At 63.1% G+C, this 16,014-nt stretch carries 13 protein-coding genes; 10 read left to right on the top strand and 3 right to left on the bottom strand.

Annotation, left to right across the window (positions count from 1 at the left end; genetic code table 11):
• The first annotated feature begins 173 nt into the window (after nt 1-173).
• Complete coding sequence (locus GY725_10085) at nt 174-2,990, top strand: tetratricopeptide repeat protein (GenBank protein ID MCP4004532.1); 2,817 nt, start codon at nt 174-176, stop codon at nt 2,988-2,990.
• Nucleotides 2,991-3,049: 59 nt separating this feature from the next.
• On the opposite strand, the gene GY725_10080 is transcribed toward GY725_10085, so the two are convergent.
• The 3 genes from GY725_10080 to GY725_10070 all read right to left on the bottom strand — a co-directional run bounded on the left by GY725_10080 (nt 3,050) and on the right by GY725_10070 (nt 4,885).
• The gene (locus GY725_10080) at nt 3,050-3,712 is read right to left on the bottom strand and encodes a PEP-CTERM sorting domain-containing protein (GenBank protein ID MCP4004531.1); all 663 of its coding nucleotides are present in this window, start codon (nt 3,710-3,712) and stop codon (nt 3,050-3,052) included.
• A gap of 362 nt (nt 3,713-4,074) precedes the next feature.
• On the bottom strand, nt 4,075-4,524 hold the full coding sequence (locus GY725_10075; protein ID MCP4004530.1) for a transcriptional repressor: 450 nt from the start codon (nt 4,522-4,524) through the stop codon (nt 4,075-4,077).
• Between the two features lie 115 nt (nt 4,525-4,639).
• Nucleotides 4,640-4,885, bottom strand: coding sequence for a helix-turn-helix domain-containing protein (locus tag GY725_10070; GenBank protein ID MCP4004529.1), 246 nt, complete (start codon nt 4,883-4,885; stop codon nt 4,640-4,642).
• A gap of 266 nt (nt 4,886-5,151) precedes the next feature.
• Between GY725_10070 and GY725_10065 the strand changes: the two genes are divergently transcribed.
• From GY725_10065 to GY725_10025, 9 genes are all read left to right on the top strand, one after another.
• Complete coding sequence (locus tag GY725_10065; GenBank protein MCP4004528.1) at nt 5,152-7,692, top strand: AsmA-like C-terminal region-containing protein; 2,541 nt, start codon at nt 5,152-5,154, stop codon at nt 7,690-7,692.
• The gene (locus tag GY725_10060) at nt 7,661-8,161 is read left to right on the top strand and encodes an adenylyltransferase/cytidyltransferase family protein (protein ID MCP4004527.1); all 501 of its coding nucleotides are present in this window, start codon (nt 7,661-7,663) and stop codon (nt 8,159-8,161) included. Before GY725_10065 ends, GY725_10060 begins: the two co-directional genes overlap by 32 nt.
• Entirely contained in the window at nt 8,158-9,081 is a 924-nt protein-coding gene (locus GY725_10055; protein ID MCP4004526.1) for a MoxR family ATPase, read from the top strand. Before GY725_10060 ends, GY725_10055 begins: the two co-directional genes overlap by 4 nt.
• Entirely contained in the window at nt 9,078-9,929 is an 852-nt protein-coding gene (locus GY725_10050; protein ID MCP4004525.1) for a DUF58 domain-containing protein, read from the top strand. Before GY725_10055 ends, GY725_10050 begins: the two co-directional genes overlap by 4 nt.
• Nucleotides 9,926-10,828 (top strand): hypothetical protein, encoded by a 903-nt coding sequence (locus GY725_10045; protein MCP4004524.1) that lies wholly within the window; start codon nt 9,926-9,928, stop codon nt 10,826-10,828. The genes GY725_10050 and GY725_10045 overlap by 4 nt, the downstream gene beginning before the upstream one ends.
• Complete coding sequence (locus tag GY725_10040; GenBank protein MCP4004523.1) at nt 10,812-11,843, top strand: VWA domain-containing protein; 1,032 nt, start codon at nt 10,812-10,814, stop codon at nt 11,841-11,843. Before GY725_10045 ends, GY725_10040 begins: the two co-directional genes overlap by 17 nt.
• On the top strand, nt 11,840-13,453 hold the full coding sequence (locus tag GY725_10035) for a VWA domain-containing protein (protein MCP4004522.1): 1,614 nt from the start codon (nt 11,840-11,842) through the stop codon (nt 13,451-13,453). The genes GY725_10040 and GY725_10035 overlap by 4 nt, the downstream gene beginning before the upstream one ends.
• Nucleotides 13,450-14,712 (top strand): protein BatD, encoded by a 1,263-nt coding sequence (locus tag GY725_10030; GenBank protein ID MCP4004521.1) that lies wholly within the window; start codon nt 13,450-13,452, stop codon nt 14,710-14,712. The genes GY725_10035 and GY725_10030 overlap by 4 nt, the downstream gene beginning before the upstream one ends.
• A 135-nt stretch (nt 14,713-14,847) precedes the next feature.
• Nucleotides 14,848-15,699 carry a phytanoyl-CoA dioxygenase family protein gene (locus GY725_10025; protein MCP4004520.1) on the top strand — a complete coding sequence of 284 codons (852 nt, stop codon included), beginning with the start codon at nt 14,848-14,850 and terminating at the stop codon, nt 15,697-15,699.
• Nucleotides 15,700-16,014: the final 315 nt, after the last annotated feature.

Below are 16,014 nucleotides of genomic sequence, written 5' to 3'. Positions count from 1 at the left end.
TGAACGCTTCGTCCGGGGCACCCCGAAGCCCAGTCCGCTTCCCGAAGCGGTCTGGATCAACCCACCCGAATCATCAACGACAGGAGGAATTGCTCAGTAAATCAAACAATCGAGTGTCTCATCGGCGTTGACAGGTTCCGCGTCGCCGATCGGCAACTTCGTAGAGTGCGCCTTTGATTCGATTCGCGTTTCTCGCCCTGCTCTCAGGCGTACCAGCCCTGGCTTATCAGGTCGCCTGGACGCGCGAGACCGCCTTGCTCGCCGGTGCCCACATCGAGGCAATCTCGACGGTACTGGCAACCTTTTTCGGGGGTCTCGCCCTCGGCAATCGCCTGCTCGGCCCGCTTTCCGATCGCTGTCGTTCCCCTCTCTTGTTGTTCGCCGGACTCGAAGCAGTGGCGGGTCTGGTCGCCTTCCTTTCGCCCAGCCTGTTGCGGGCCTTGGGAGCGGGCCCGCTCGCCGGTGCTCCCCAGGAGGCCCAGCTCCTGGCCGCGGGAGCGATCGTGTTTCCCGCGACCTTCGCGCTGGGAGGCTCGCTACCGGCCCTCCTGCGCACGGCGACCCCGGACGGTCCCGAATCCGCGGGAGCCGTAGGCTGGATCGTAGGCTCCAATACGGCCGGGGCTGTGGTCGGCGTGCTTCTCGCCACGCTCACGATCCCGGAAATCGGCCTGCAATCAACGCTGCGTCTGGCGGGCGCCTCTGGGCTCGTGGTCGCCGCACTCGCAGTCTGGCTAGCCCGGCGTGCGCCATCGGCATTCCCGGAATCCGCCCTTCTGGAGTCGACTCCTGCAGATCCGACGGCCCCCTCCGGACGCCCCCCAGCCTTCTGGCTGGCGAGCGCGGCGTTGGCCGGGAGCGTGACCCTGGCTTACGAGGTCCTGGCGACCCGCGCGGCCATGTTGCGGCTCGGCTCTTCACTCTACGCCTGGGCCGTGACATTGGGACTTTTCTTGATCGGACTCGCTTTGGGCAACTGGATCGCAGCCCGGCGCGCCGCGCGTTCCCTCAACGCGTCTTCCGATCTCGCCTGGATTCAACTCGGCTCCGCGCTGTTATTGATCGGCGCGGCAAGTCGCGGTGTCCCCTCCGCAACCCTGCCAGCGTCAGGGGTGCACCTGCTCTCCCTGTTCAGCCTGGGAGTGTGGATCTTCCCAGCGACCCTGCTCATGGGTGCGGCATTTCCGATTTTCGCGCGAGGTGCATTGGCGGCGGCACCGCGAGTCGGAAGCGCCTTCGGCTCTCTCACTGCGGCGAATACCGCCGGCGGAGTCGCAGGTTCTCTGCTGGCGCCCTTCGTCCTGATTCCGATCGCAGGCCTCGAGGGCGGGATTCTCATCTGCGCGGCCGCGAGTTCCGTGCTCGCAGCGGGTTTTGCCCTGCGTAGCTCGGGAGATGTGGGCACTCGTCGGGTGCGGGCGGGGCTGACTCTTGTCGTCATCGCGCTCACCGGGCTGGTCCTGATTGGCACCCGGCCAACGAACGACAGCCCGCAGGCCATCTTCCTGGAACACGGTCGCCAGGCGAGTGTTGCGGTGCTCCACTACGGTGGTCGCCGCGACCTGATCGTCGACGGAGATCCCGAGGCTTCCACCTTCGGCAACGCCCGCAAGACCGAAGAGCTCCTGGCGGGGATTCCCCTGCTACTGCATCCGCAACCGAAGCGTTTTTTCGAAGTGGGATTCGGTTCGGGCATCACGCTGGGCAGTGCGTCGCGCTTCGCACTCGAGAAACTGGATTGTGTCGAGATCTCAGATTCCGTGTTGCGGGCCGCGGTGATGTTCGAACCCGACAATCGCGCAGTGGCCAGTGGTCGCGACGCGCGCATCCGGGTGATGCGCGGCGACGGCCGAGCCTTCCTGGCCCGCAACCCCGGCGAATACGACATCGTAGTCGCCAATACGGTGCATCCGTGGTCGGTCGGCGCAACGGGACTGTACTCACTGGAGTACTTCAACCGTATTGGGCGCGCATTGCGAAGCGGCGGACTGGCAGCGCAGTGGATTCCCATGGCCCGACTCGGAACGGAGCACCTGGGCGCCATCTTGCGCACCTTCTACAGCGCGTTCGAACACGGGCAGATTTTCTGGGGCGCCGACAGTCTGATCCTGGTCGGCTCGCAGACTCCGATCGTGTGGCCCGAGTCGTTTAGCGGCCGCGCGCCGCCACCCGACGAGCTGCGCAGGCACTTCGGTCTGGGCGACGTCGGGGAACTCCACGCTCGTCGCATCGCGAGCGCCAAAGCCGTTCGCAGAGTTCTGGGAAAGGGACTTTTGCTCAGCGACGATCGCCCCGTGCTCGAACTGGGCGCCGGATCGAGCAGACGACGCGCAAACAAGGGAGCAGAGAGAAAGCTCGTCGAGGAACTCGCGCGCGCTGGAGCGCAGGAAGACGCGGCGTCATTGCCGCTGCATCTATGGCTACAGTCACGGATCGCACGCGATGCCGGGGACAACGAACGCGCCGACGGTCTGCTCGATCTCGCCGAGCGCGCGGGATTTGCGCTGGCGGCATCGGAGCGTCTGGGAGCCCTTACCAACCGAGCTTTCGATCACCTCAACGCGACCCGGCACGAGGCGGCCGCAGCGGGTTTCCGGCGCGTACTCGATCAGTCAGCGAACTCTCGTAGAGCGCGCTTTGGCCTGGCCATCACACTGCTCGAAATGGGCAACACATCAGATGCCGTGCGGGAACTCGAACGCCTGACGAGCCTGTTCAGAACCGACGCGGAATCCTGGAATCTGCTGGCGAGTGCGTACCAGCAACTGGGAAGAATCGAAGACGCGCGGCGAGCGATCGAGCGCGCTCTCGAAAGCGATCCGGTCTTCCCCCAGGCTCTGGCCAATGCGGGAAGACTGGCCGCAGAAGCTGGAAACCTCCCTGGAGCAGAGGCTTACCTGTCGCGACTGGAAACCGTTAGACCGCTTGGACCGGGCCCCCTGGTCGCTGCCGTAAGACAGGCGATCGCGTTAGCTCGAACGCGCCCCTGAACGCAGCGATGCCCGATCGTCATAAACGACCGGGCATCGTGAATTCGCGAAAGTGGAACCTACGGACGGCGCAGCGCCGCGACCAATCCGAGCAGGCTGAGTCCGAGCAGCGCCAGCGCACTCGGCTCGGGTACCGCCACCGTCCCGTGCACATTGAACAGCAGATCGCCGTCGAAGATCCTGAACTGCACGGTATTCGGATCCTGGAGTGTTCCAAAAGGCAAGCCAGCGGGCGGCATGGCTCCGAGGTCATAAGTGACGAACAGCCGAGCACTGGTCGTTCCGGAATTCAGTGCCGTTCCGAAGAACTGGAACTCCGGCAGGCTAGCGTTTAGGAATGCGGGCCCCTCGCCCGTCGGATCCACGAGACCGCCCCCGGGGATATAGCCCATCGTGTTGGCAGCGAAGGCCGGCAGCTCCAGCTGAGCCACGCTGATCGACTGCAACTGGCCGGAGTCAACCTCGATCTGGAAGATGAAGAAATCCCGGCTCTGGAAGAACAGCGGGTCAAAGAAATCACCTGGACAGCCCGCCAGACAGATTCGCGCACCGGTCGGATCGAGAATCGGCAAGATGTTGCCGACGACCGGACTCGTTCCTCCGGTATTGAACGGCACGGAGTTTTCGAGCGTGTATTGGGCCGCTTCCGCAGAAACGGCGCCCATCACCATCAGAGCGGCGAGAACGCCACCCCCGAAACGGCCCACCAGTCGACGCGTCAAGCGCTGTCGACTCTCCCTCTGGTTTGCCACGTTGTTCCCCTTCCCAAAAGACACTTCAGCCATGCGCACAAGATGGAGTCAGCCTACCACAGACGCATGGGATTCGGGCAAGAAAATCAACGCTTTGAAGCGCTGAAGACGGTGCCGGCAAGAAACATGCAAGTACCTGAAAATAAAGGAAAATTTTCGGAATCCGGGGCTCGGAGGAAGCCTCGTTCCGAAACTTTTTTGGGTACCGGCGAGGCCAGGGTCCCTCATGTGGAGATTTTCGCCCCATGAGAGTCCCCGCCACAAGGGTAGGAAGATCCCGGGCGGGAGGGCGCCTCGGAAGCCCTGAGAATCCACAAATGCGGGGCCCCTCTTTACAGGGACTCCCGGCACTTCGGGCAGTAGCCGTACAGAGTGTGGCGGTGCTGCGTCAGCTTGTAGTCGTGGGCCTGGGCGATCTTCGCTTGCTCGACCTCGATCAGCTCGCATTCGAACTCCACGATCTCGGCGCAGCCCAGGCAGATCAGATGATCGTGGTGGTACCCCTCGAGTTCGTAGAGCGTGACGCCGTGCCGGAAGTGATGCGCGTGAGCAAGCCGGGCGTCGCAGAAAAGCTTGAGTGTGCGATAGACCGTTGCGGCGCCGATTTCGGGATGAGGCTCGCGCACCCGCTCGTGAAGCTCTTCGCTCGTGATGTGGCCCTCCGATTCGAGAAAGGCGTCGAGAATCGTCTCTCGCTGCCGAGTCTGCTTGAGCCCGTTGCGCAGCAGATACTCGGAGAAACGTTCGTGGGCGAATTTTCTCGCTTCGGCCGGGGTTTGCATGCTCTCAGCGACGCTATCTGCGGCTCGAGGGCCTGTCAACGCAAAGACGCGGTCCGCCCGGATGGGCGCACCGCGTCTTGATTGATGCGAATTCCGTCCGAACGGCGGAATCGGCCTAGTCGAGGAAGACCTGGTCCTTGTCCTCGAATCGGAGACTGAGCGCCAGGAGGATCTTGCGCTTCGTGTCCATGCGGCAGTTCATTCCCTTTTCGACGGAATGAATCGTCCGCAGCGCGACCTTCGCCTTCTTGGCGAGCTGCGCCTGGGTCATGAGACGGTTCTCACGAAGCTCGCGGACCCGGTTTTTCTTCCGGGGCTTCGAGTCTTCGACGTGGTATTGCGTGACGTCCGTGTGCTCCATTCCGTGGAGCTCCTTCCAAGCTTGAGGCGACCCCCCTCGAGGCGCTTCCTAGTTGCGTAATCACCACGTAGTTCGGGACCGGCCGACGTTTTCTTTAGACTCGGCCCCGGTTTAGCAACAGGGGGCGCGACGTTGGCGCGCTTGTTCGACAGCGGAGGAGCGCACGATTTGCAAAGGTCTTGCCCGACAGATGCGCACGAGGTTCCGGCACGAGAGGCCGGAATCGACGCAAGGATTCGCTGCCCGAGGGCGTCAGAAGAGGACGGATGACAGACGCTCGGCCAGGCATCTTGCGGAAGCGTCGCGTATGGGTCTCGGCGCTACTGATCCTGCTTGTCGCAGGGGTTACCTGGATGGTCCTGTCCACTCCGGTCGAAACCTATTTCGCCGGGGTGCTTTCTCGGGTTCTCGGCAAGCCTGTGGAACTCGCCGAATTCGAGATCAACGTGGGCGGCGAGCTGGAATTCGAACTCAGCGCCCTCCGGGTGCTCGAGTCGGACGAGCCGAATGCACCGGAGGTGTTCCGCGTGCGCAAGGTCCGGGGCCGGCAGACCTGGCCTCGCATTCTCGCAGGGCAGATCTTCCCCAGTTCCTGGACGATCGACGAGCCCGTGCTGCGCATGGCCCGCAGCTCGGAGGAAAGAAGCACCTCGCTACCGAGAATTCCGGAAGCGAATGTGGTCGTAACCAACGGAAGCGTGGACTGGCAGCTCGAAGACGGGAAGTGGCTGCAGCTTCGCGATCTGCGCCTGGAAAATCAGCGCGGTGGATTGGGAATGACTTCAGAAGGCGCGCTGTCGGCCGATCTGCTGCGCGGCGGACAAGCGGTGGGCCGCCTCGAGTTCGACTTCGATGGTTGGCTGGACGATCTCAACGCAACCGGTCGAGTACGCGACCTCGATCTGACGGTGCTTTCGGATTCGGTCATCTCGGCGAATCGACGCTGCGAAGCGGAATTTGAACTCGGGTATCAGGCTCGAGAGGCGCGCCTGAAACTGAACCTCGACACGAAGGGCCTGAAACTGGTTGTGCCGGGCCTCTCTTCTCCCCTGGAACCACAGAGCGCAATACTAGAAGCACAGACTCAGTGGCGCGAAAACTATCTGTCGACGTCGATTGGCCGCCTGCAGATTGACGACTTCGTGGTTTCGGGCGAACTCGAATTCGACCTGAACACCGGCGGTCGTGTGCGCGGCGAAATCCAACTGGCTGATTTCCAGCCGGCATCGCCGCGCATCAACCCGTTGCGTCTCATGGGTCTGCGGTTCGCCAGCTGGGGTCGGATCGTAGAGCGGATCCAGGACGGTCACATCGAAGACATACGCTTCCGCTTCGATTTGCGGCGACGCGGCATCGGGAAGGCCATCGCTTTCAAACGCAAGCTGAGCGCCAAGGAGATGCAGATCTCTTTGCGCGTTCGCGACGGCGTGTTCGCTCAGAAAGACGGCAATCCGATCAGGATTATCTCCGGCGAAGCTTCGCTGCGCGGCAACATCCTGGAAGCAAAGAAGGTGCACCTGGAGCGGACCGGCTCGACCATTCCGGAAATCAATCTGCACCTCGACGGGATGCACCGCCTGGTTGACCTGCCCAAACAAGAACACGGCACGCCGCGTGGAGCCGGTGTGCCTACACCCGGTCTGTGGCCGGCCCTCGGAGCACTCGGTGGTTCGGAAGAGCCATCTCGCGAAACGGTGAGTTTCCAGTTTGAAAATCTGAGAGTGGACTATCCAGCGTTCATCCTGGGTATACGCGACGCTTCCGGCAGCCTGGACCTGCCACCGGGTCAAGTGCGAATCAACGGAGCCAAGGGCGTAATCGGCGGAGCACCGGCGAGCTTCGATGTCGCCTACGAAACGGCGAACCGGATCGCCAATGTGCGTATTCGCTACGGAGACGGCCCACCCGAGGAGCCGTATCGCGAACCCGGTAAGACATGGCTCGACGGTGACGTCAGGGTTCCGAGACTCTTCCTGGGTGAGTGGCAGCTCGACGACGCCGTCTTCCACCTTGCGGCGCGCGGAGATCACGCGGAGTTCAGTCGGATTAGTGGCACGCTCGACGGCGGTACGGTGGCCGGCGCTGGATCCATCTCTTTGGCCGACAAGGACGCTGCCGAATACGTGTTCGGACTTCAGGTCCTCGATGCGAAGGCAGAATTGATTTCCACCAAGATCGGGATTCCCAAGGACGCGCTGAGCGGTACGGCTTCGTTCAACGGTCGGCTCGCCGGTGTGCTTGCCCGGGGCGAGCCTTTCATGGAGCGTGGCAATCTGAAGCTCCTGGTCCGTCTGGAAGACGGAGAGGTCAGTGGACTTCCGGCCTTGCTCTCGGTGGCCCGCTTGCCGTCGTTGCAGGGCGTCCGCGGTCTTCTGGGCCGACCGCTACCGTTCGAGATAATCAACGCGGAACTGAAGCTGGCAGAGAGCATGGTAGAGATCAGGGAACTCAAACTCGACGGACCGGAACTGCGCATACTTGCCGACGGTGTGATCGATCTGAAGCCCGAAGAAAACACGATCGACATGGTCGTCGCCCTGCTCTTCCTCCAGACGGTCGACAAGCTCCTGGGTTCGGTGCCGATCGTGCGCGATGTGGTTCTGGGCAAGAATCGCAATCTTCTGGCGACGTATTTCAGACTCGACGGACCCAGAACAAACCCGCGTGCGAGAATTCTCGCACCGAGTGCGTTGAATACCGCGACCGGCGTAATCAGCGGCGGTCTGCGGCGTCTGCGAAATCTGATTCCCATTGGCCGATCGGCGAAAAAGGAAGATGGCAAAAAAGACGAAGCCCCGAGCCCGTGACAAGATCATCGCGCGACGCGATCTGCGCAAGCGCATCGCGGCTCGGCAACGCAAGGGTGAGAAGATCGTATTCACGAGCGGTTGCTATGACCTGCTCCACGTCGGGCATCTGCGCAGTTTCGAGCAGGCGCGCGCGTTGGGTGACGCACTGGTCGTCGGACTGAACCGCGACAAGCGAGTCCGTGAACTCAAGGGATCGGGCCGGCCCGTCGTGTCGGAAAAGCAGCGCGCGGAATTGATCGCAGGCCTGGAATGCGTCGACTGGGTGGTGTTATTCGGCGAGAAATCCGCCGCACCCTTGATCCGCGCTTTGCAGCCGGACATCGCTTGCAAGGGTGGCGACTACCGCGACGAGCGCATTCCCGAACAGGATGCGGCCGAGAGCGTCGGTGGTCGCTTCGTTCACCTGCGACAGATTCCGGGCGTGCGAACCACGAATCTGCTGGAAAGGGTTAGACTGCGCAGATGAGCGACGTCGTCCAGCGAGTCCGCAAGCAGATGTCGCGGGTTCTGGTGGGCCAGCAAGAACTCGTCGACGGCCTGTTGATCGCCTTGCTCTGTCACGGGCACGTTCTGGTAGAAGGCGTGCCCGGCCTGGCCAAGACGACCGCGGTACGCGGCTTTTCGAAGGTGCTCGATCTGAGTTTTCGGCGCGTGCAGTTCACACCCGACCTGCTCCCCGCAGATCTACTGGGTACGCAGGTATACGAGCCTTCTGATTCGAGCTTCCGTCTGCATCGCGGACCGATCTTCCACCAGGTTATCCTGGCCGATGAGATCAATCGCGCACCTGCCAAGGTACAGAGCGCGCTACTCGAGGCGATGGAAGAGCGACAGGTCACTCTCGCGGGAGAAACCCTGGCGTTGCCCGAACCCTTCCTGGTCATGGCCACCCAGAACCCGATCGAACACGAAGGCGTATATCCGCTACCCGAAGCGCAGATCGATCGCTTCATGCTCATGCTGCGTGTCGACTACCCATCCCGCGAAGAAGAGACACGCATCGTGCAGTACCGCACTGGACCCGATTCGGAGCGCGAACCCGAGATGGTGCTTTCAGCCGGGCAGGTTTCTGCACTGCGGGATCAGGTTCGCCAGATCCACGTCGAGACCGCGGTCGTCGACTACGCGGTATCGCTGGTCGCCGCGACTCGCGAACTCGAGAGCGTGACCCTCGGTGCTTCCCCGCGCGCATCGATCTTTCTGATCGAAGCAGCCCGAGCGCAAGCTTTCCTGGACACTCGGGACTACGTCGTGCCGCACGACGTCAAACGCGTGGCACCAGACGTGCTGCGCCATCGCGTCGTACTCAGCTATGAAGCAGAAGCTGAGGGAACCACCCGGGACGCGCTGATCAGCGATCTTCTCGGCAAGGTTCCCACACCGTGAGGGAGCGCGCGCTGCTCGATGCGCGCGGACTGCGGTTGCGCGCCAGACGCGATGTTTCGACTTCGCTGGCGGGTGCGTTTCGCAGCGCGTTTCGCGGTAACGGATTGACCTTCGAAGAATTGCGCGAATATTCCCCCGGCGACGATGTTCGTTGGATCGAATGGAATGCGACCGCGCGAATGGGTCGCCCGATCGTCAAGCGAATGCGCGAGGAGCGGGATCAGGTGCTCGCGCTGCTCGTCGACTTGTCGGACTCCCTGGACTACGGCTTCGGCAACGAGACCAAGCGGGTGGCTGTGCAACGTGCTGCGGCGGCCCTGGCCAGTGCCGCAGTGTACTCGCAGGATCGCGTGGCCCTGGCGACGTTCGCCGATGGACTCGTCGATCGCCTGGCTCCGGCCGGGGGACCGCTACAACTCGAGCGCGCATTTCAGATGCTGGCTCGGCCCGGCGCTGGAGCACCGACGCGAATGGGCCCCGCGCTCGACTGGGCGGCCGACACGCTGCCACGCCATTCACTGGTGGTCGTAATCTCCGACTTCCTGCTGGCCGACCCAGGCGCGACGCTGCGGCGCTGCGCGCGAAAGCACGAACTGGTTGCTCTGCGCGTCGTCGATCCCGCCGATCGCATTCCCGAACGCGGGGCGCAGATCCGCGTGGTCTCTGCCGAGGGAAACCGCACGGCTGTCTGGCGGCGCAACCGGGCGCGCCAGCGCATGCAACAGGGATTGCTCGAAGAAAGCCTCTTGAAGAAGATCGGAGCGGACGTCGGGCGACTCCGAACGGGGAACCGCCTCGTACCCAGCCTGCTGCGCTTCTTCGAAGCACGAGCGCGTCGCGCCGCATGAGCCGATCCCGCGCGAAGACTCCGGCGATTTGCGCAGCGATCGCGGCGTGGTTCGCGTTGAGCGTCGCGATCGCGGCCTGCGCTCCGGAGGCCTCGCCCGATCGGGGTATTCGAAGTCGCGTCTCCATCGATCGTACACAGACGCGCGTGGGCGATGCCGTGGGCGTGACCATCGAGGTCGAAACCCCGGAACGATTCTCGCTCGAAGTGCCAGTCGCACCCGGCGACGACGCGTTCTTCACGGACTCGATCGAACAGATGGAACCGATCGAAATCCCGGGCGGGCTGCGCCACCACTTGTTGTGGACCGTACGTGCAAGAGAAGTCGGGGAGGCCTCGTTGCCCACACTCGATCTCGGACTGGTCCGCCCCGATGGCGAGATCCAGCGCATGCGGGTCGGAGGTGTCCCACTCGCCGTCCGTTCGGTGCGCGATACCCTTCCCGACCGCGAAGTGTTCTTCGACATCCGATCGGCGCCGCCCCCGGACCTGTTCCCCGCGTGGGTCTGGGCTGCCGCAGCCGGTGCTTGCGTCACCCTGGCGATGGTCGTGCTGGCCCTGTGGATCCGTTTCGCTCACAGGGAAAGCGAAACTCCACCGGGCGCACGCGAGCTTGCCGCCGCAGCGTGCCAGTCGATCGAAGACGCGCTCGAGGAAACAGATACGCGACACATGGCGGCGCGGATCGAAGCAGCGATCCTGGTATTCGTCGGCGAACACTGGTCGGTAGCCGTGGAATCCTGCACGCCGTCCGATCTTCCCGAAAACATTGATCGCGATCTGGTACGGATGCTCCATTCCCTCGAGAGCGCCCGCTTCCAGGCGAGTCCGACTCGCGAACCATTGCTCGAAACCGCGCGCGATGCGCGCGAGCGGATTCGCCATGTGGCCATCGCCTGAGTGGGAAGCCATCTGGCAGGGCGCCGTTCGCTTCGAAGACCCCGGAAAGCTCTGGCTCGGAATCGCTGTGATCGGATTGCTGGCTGTGTTGACTCTATGGCGGGGCCCGCATCGCATTCGCGTGCCTTCTGGTGAGGGAACGCCGCGCTTCCGCAGCGACGGCACATGGCTGGCCTCAGTCGCGCTGCGCTGCTCCGCGCTGAGCCTGGTGGCACTGACGCTGGCGGCGCCAGTGGGCTTGATCCCGGAAAACCCAGCGGGCGGAGAAGGGCTGGATCTGATCGTCGCACTCGATGCGTCCGGCAGCATGAAGGCGCTGGACGCCCAACTCGAAGGTCGTCGGGTCACGCGGCTCGAACTGGCCAAACGCGTCGTCTCCGATTTCATTCGCCAGCGGGATGGCGATCGCATCGGCATGGTGGTGTTCGGAGAGCACGCGTTCACTCAGTTCCCACTCACGGTGGACCATCGCCTGGCACTCGAAGCCGTTCAGCGCGTGGAAGTCGGAGTGGCGGGAGACGCAACTGCGATCGGTGAAGCCATCGGCCTCGGTACGCAGCGCCTCAATGTTCCTGGCGCTCCGCCGGATGGACGCAGGGTGTTGCTACTGGTCACCGACGGTCGACACAACGCGGGCCAGCTCGCCCCGCAGACGGCTGCACAGGTGGCACTGCTTCACGGTGTTCACATTCACGCGGTCGGCATCGGCGGCACCGGTAGCGTTCCGTTTGCCCAGGACAACCCGGGGGAACCCTTGCGCTTCGAAAACGTGGACCTCGACCGCGAGACGCTCCATGCCGTGGCGCGGATCTCCGGTGGGCGCTTTTTTCACGCACGAAAACCCGGCGACCTGAGCGAGGTGATCACCGCCATCGACCAGATGGAAGCGCGCCCGCGCGGCCTGGAACCCCACTACCGTCACGCGTCGCTCGCCCCCTGGACGCTAGCGCTTGCGCTTCTTGTCCTGGCGGTTGAAGCCGCGACCGCGCACGGCTTTTTGAGGCGATTGCCTTGAACTGGATCGGAGCCGGCGCCGCAATCATCGTATTGCTGGTCCTCGTATCGACGCTGCGCACGCGACTTGAACTGCGCCAGTGGCTCGGTGCCGACCCGCTGCGTTACCGACGCTGGTTACGCGCCCTCGCCTTCTCGGCCACGGCCCTGCTCCTCGGTCGCGCACTTCACCTCGCAGCCACGACACCACCGGCTCTGTCTGGCAGCGGCGCTGACGTGGTGTTGATGATGGACGTATCGCGCAGCATGGACGCCCGCGACACCCCTCCCTCGCGCCTGCGACGAGCCGTACGCACGGCAGAACACTTGATCAAAGAATCTCAGGGCATGCGCATGGGTCTGGTCATCTTCTCCGGTGAAGCTTTCGTCGCGCTTCCGTTGACTCAGGATCGCGACGCATTGCTCACCTACGTGCGCGCTCTCGACTCGGAAACGATCTCTGTTCGAGGCAGTGATCTGGAGCGCGGATTGCGAATCGCGTCGCGCACTTTCGACCCGCATTCGAACCGGCCGCGGCGCATCGTCTTGCTCTCGGACGGCGAGCACGCGGGATCCGGCATCGGAAACACGGTCTCCAGGCTCAAAGGAATGGGCATCCGCGTGGTAGCGGTTGGTTTCGGCACTCCCGAGGGCGCGGTCGTACCCCTTCCCGGCGGCGGAAACCTCGAAACACGCGAAGGCTCGCTCGTGCGATCGCGCAGAGACGACACCCTGTTGCGACGCATCGCCAGAACCTCCGGAGGCCTGTATTTCCGCGAATTCCAGGACCGTCCTTCACCCGGGCAGATCCTGCCTGCACCCGATGAACCACAGGAAACCGAAGTACCCGAAAGAACCGATGTGCTTTCGTGGCTGCTTCTCGCAGCTTCACTTGCTCTGATTTCGGAGTTATTGCTTTCTTCGCGCGTTCGCGCACTTCGCACTGCGGGCGCAAAGCGCAGATCGGTTTCCGCGATCGCCGCGGTCGCTGCAGGACTGCTCGCAGCAGGCCCACTCAACTGGCTCGATGACGGGGACACTCTGCTCGAAGACGGCCAGGCGCGCGAAGCGCTGTCTCTGTACCGACGCGCGGAACGCACGAGCGGGGCTTCGACTGCTAGTCGAATTCGCGTGGGAAACGCGCAATACCGACTCGGGCGCATGAACCAGGCTGCGGCGGCCTATCTGGATGCACTGCGCATACTGGATCGCGACGACCACGCAGCTCGCTTTTCCGCGAGTTTCAATCTGGGCAATACGCTGTTGAGTCGACAACGCTACCGCGAAGCTTATGACGCGTTCTGGACTGCGGTACTGGCGAATCCAGACAGCATCGAGGCGAAATACAACTACGAATGGGCCGGCGCGCTCGTAGAACCAGATCCGCCACTGCCCGATTTTCCACAGCCGCCATCCCGACAACCGTCGAGCCAGGCGTCCCAGAGCGACGATGCAGATGGATCCGGGAAGGGAGAACGCGCAGCACCGCGGCCCGGCGGTGGCCTCAGCCAGTCCGACGCAGAACGCTGGATGCGAACGATCGACGAATCGCTCTCCGATGCCCTGCAGAGCCAGATCTCACGAGAGTACGGCGGACAGAACAGCTCGCGGGGTCGGGGACAGAACTGGTGAGATCGGCACGTTCGGGATTGCGCGGCCTCGGAATCCTCTGGCTGCTCTCGTGTTCGATGTTATTCGCGTCATCGTCACGAGCCGGGCCGAACCTCGGGTCCGCCGAGGACTTCAATATCGCGATCGAAATCGACCCGCCGAGCGTGGTCGCCCACCAACAGGTCGTACTCCGCATCCGCGTCGAGCATCCGAACGCCGCCCGCGCAAGCTGGAAACCACCGGCCTTCGAAGGTTTCTGGATGGAGAGACTGGCAACGCGCACACGCGAAAGCGATAGCGACGGCCGACGCGTGACGAGCTTCCGTCGCGCACTTTTCCCGGCCCGCACCGGCACACTCGAGATTCCGGAGTCGCATCTCCTTCTGCATCGAAAAGGCAAACCCGACCGCAAGCTCGAAGTTCCGGGCGCGAGTGTGAAGGTCACACCCCTACCCCGAAGCGGACCGGGGTCGACCGCGAGCACCCCCATGGTCGGCAAGCTTCAGATTCGCGTATCTGCGGCGGAGTCGCGCATCCGGATCGGCAAATCCCTCGAACTCCTTCTGGAACTCTGGGGAGAGGGCAACATCTGGGACGCTTCGATCCCGGATCTCGATCGACTCCTGGGCGACTCGGTCGAAGTCTTTCCCGCGAATCGAAGACTCTTCGTCGGCGAGAGCAATGGCCGGGCCACGACGCGCTGGACCCTGCGGTTTTCACTGGTCGTGAGCAAACCCGGTCGCTATCTCGTGCCCGAAATCGAATTCCCGTACTTCGACCCAGACGCGAAGTCGTTTCGGGTCGCGCGTTCGGATGCGCTCGCATTCGAAGTGGTGAGCAAGGCGGCCGCGTTGGAAAAGTCACCTTGGGAAAACGAGAAGCTCGTGATCCCGCCGCAACGCTTGCCGTGGACCTGGATCATCGGGATTGCCTTCACAATCGGACTCTCATCGGTGCTCTATCTACGCCGCTGGCAGCGCTCCGGGTTCTCGCACTGGGCGGGACCGAAACCCCCTTCGCCGCGCGAGTCGTTCGAAGCTGCGTGTCAGGCCCTGGGAACCGAACGCCTCACCGAACTGCTCTCGAATGCCGTCAAGGCGGGCATTCAAGTGCGACACCGCTTCGACGCAGTTCCCCTGACTACAGATGAGATCGCGGAGCGCATCGACGACCGCGAAGCCATCGACCTCTTGCGTCAACTCGACGCAAGGCGCTTCGCCGGCCACGGCGTGCCAGCGGAGTCCCTGCTCGCCTCGGTGCGCGAATACCTGCGCCTGTAGTCCGAACAAAGCGTGGACCTCCGGGTCGACCAAGCTGTCCACACCGGGGAGTTTAGCAGGCCCCTATACCGAGTTGTCCGGATCTGCCGAACCCTGCCGTGTACACGCGAGCGCCCGAAGCCGTAGACTCGGACCATGACAGATCTTCAACGCATCCGATCCGATCAACCCGTCACGCGCATCCTCGAGGCCATCGAGTGCGATGGCGGCGTCATCGTCGAGGGCTTGCTCGCCCCCGATGTGCTGGCTCGTCTCAATGCAGACATCGATCCCTGGCTGGCCGACACAGAGCCGGGGCGCCCCTGTCTGAACCCGGCGATCGAGTGGTTCATGGGCAAGACCACACGACACCTCACAGGAATTGCAGCGAAGTCGCAAACCTTTGCGACGGATGTCTTGTGCCATCCGCTCCTTCTCCAGGTGTGCGACGCGATCCTGCTCCCTTCCTGCAGCAGCTATAAGCTGAATGTGGGCCATGTGCTCGATCGCGGCCCGGGCGCGGAGCCACAACTCCTGCATCGCGACCAGGTGGTCTGGAACGATCTTCCAAAGCCGCATCCCGAGATCGAAGTGGCCAGCGTGATGGCATTGGCGGACTTCACAGAAGAGAACGGAGCCACGCGCGTCATTCCCGGCAGTCACAAGTGGCCTCTCGATCGCATGCCCACGGAAGAGGAAACGATCCCCGCAGTCATGAAGGCCGGAGACGCCATCGTCTACCTGGGTTCTACGATTCACGGTGGGGGACCGAACACGACCTCCGACGTATTCCGTCGCGGGATGCACATGAGCTATGTCGTCGGCTGGCTACGCAGTGAGGAGAACAACTGTCTGGGCACGCCCCTCGAGATAGCCCGCAAGCTGCCGCGACAGTCCCAGGAGTTGATCGGCTACGCGGCCTATGACGGGGTGGCCAGGGGCGGCGGTTTTCTGGGCGCAGTCGATGTACGCGACCCGGTGGAGATGATCGAAAAGGGCGACCTCTGACAAAAACTGGATTGCTTGCCGATCTGCAGCGCGAACGCAGAGGGGAAGCAGTTCGATCGCAGATCGTGGAAGCCCGGGTTACACGGTGGTGTTTCCTACCTCGCCCGGGCCCGCAACGTCCGTTCCGGCCCCTCAGAGGGTTGGTACGGTCTGTGCAAAACTCCCCTGCGTCATTCGATGAGGAGAAACAGCATGTACGGTTATCAGGTCGTCTTCCAGCATCCCGACTGTCCCAGGAAGCGCTCCGTCTTGCAGATCGTGTCCCGTTGGCACCACTCCTCGGTCGTGAAGCTGCTCAGAGCCGAAGGCATCTAC

The sequence above is a fragment of the bacterium genome (assembly GCA_024226335.1).
Taxonomy (GTDB): Bacteria; Myxococcota_A; UBA9160; order SZUA-336; family SZUA-336; genus JAAELY01.
Note: the sequence above shows the minus strand (reverse complement) of the source record. Positions and strands in the feature narration are given on the sequence as shown.

Excerpts from the sequence above, each read along its gene's own strand:
- GY725_10060 (MCP4004527.1), top strand. The coding sequence starts at position 7,661 with ATGGCAAAAAAGACGAAGCCCCGAGCCCGTGACAAGATCATCGCGCGA.
- GY725_10075 (MCP4004530.1), bottom strand. The coding sequence starts at position 4,524 with ATGCAAACCCCGGCCGAAGCGAGAAAATTCGCCCACGAACGTTTCTCC.
- GY725_10040 (MCP4004523.1), top strand. The coding sequence starts at position 10,812 with ATGTGGCCATCGCCTGAGTGGGAAGCCATCTGGCAGGGCGCCGTTCGC.
- GY725_10065 (MCP4004528.1), top strand. The coding sequence starts at position 5,152 with ATGACAGACGCTCGGCCAGGCATCTTGCGGAAGCGTCGCGTATGGGTC.
- GY725_10045 (MCP4004524.1), top strand. The coding sequence starts at position 9,926 with ATGAGCCGATCCCGCGCGAAGACTCCGGCGATTTGCGCAGCGATCGCG.
- GY725_10070 (MCP4004529.1), bottom strand. The coding sequence starts at position 4,885 with ATGGAGCACACGGACGTCACGCAATACCACGTCGAAGACTCGAAGCCC.
- GY725_10025 (MCP4004520.1), top strand. The coding sequence starts at position 14,848 with ATGACAGATCTTCAACGCATCCGATCCGATCAACCCGTCACGCGCATC.
- GY725_10055 (MCP4004526.1), top strand. The coding sequence starts at position 8,158 with ATGAGCGACGTCGTCCAGCGAGTCCGCAAGCAGATGTCGCGGGTTCTG.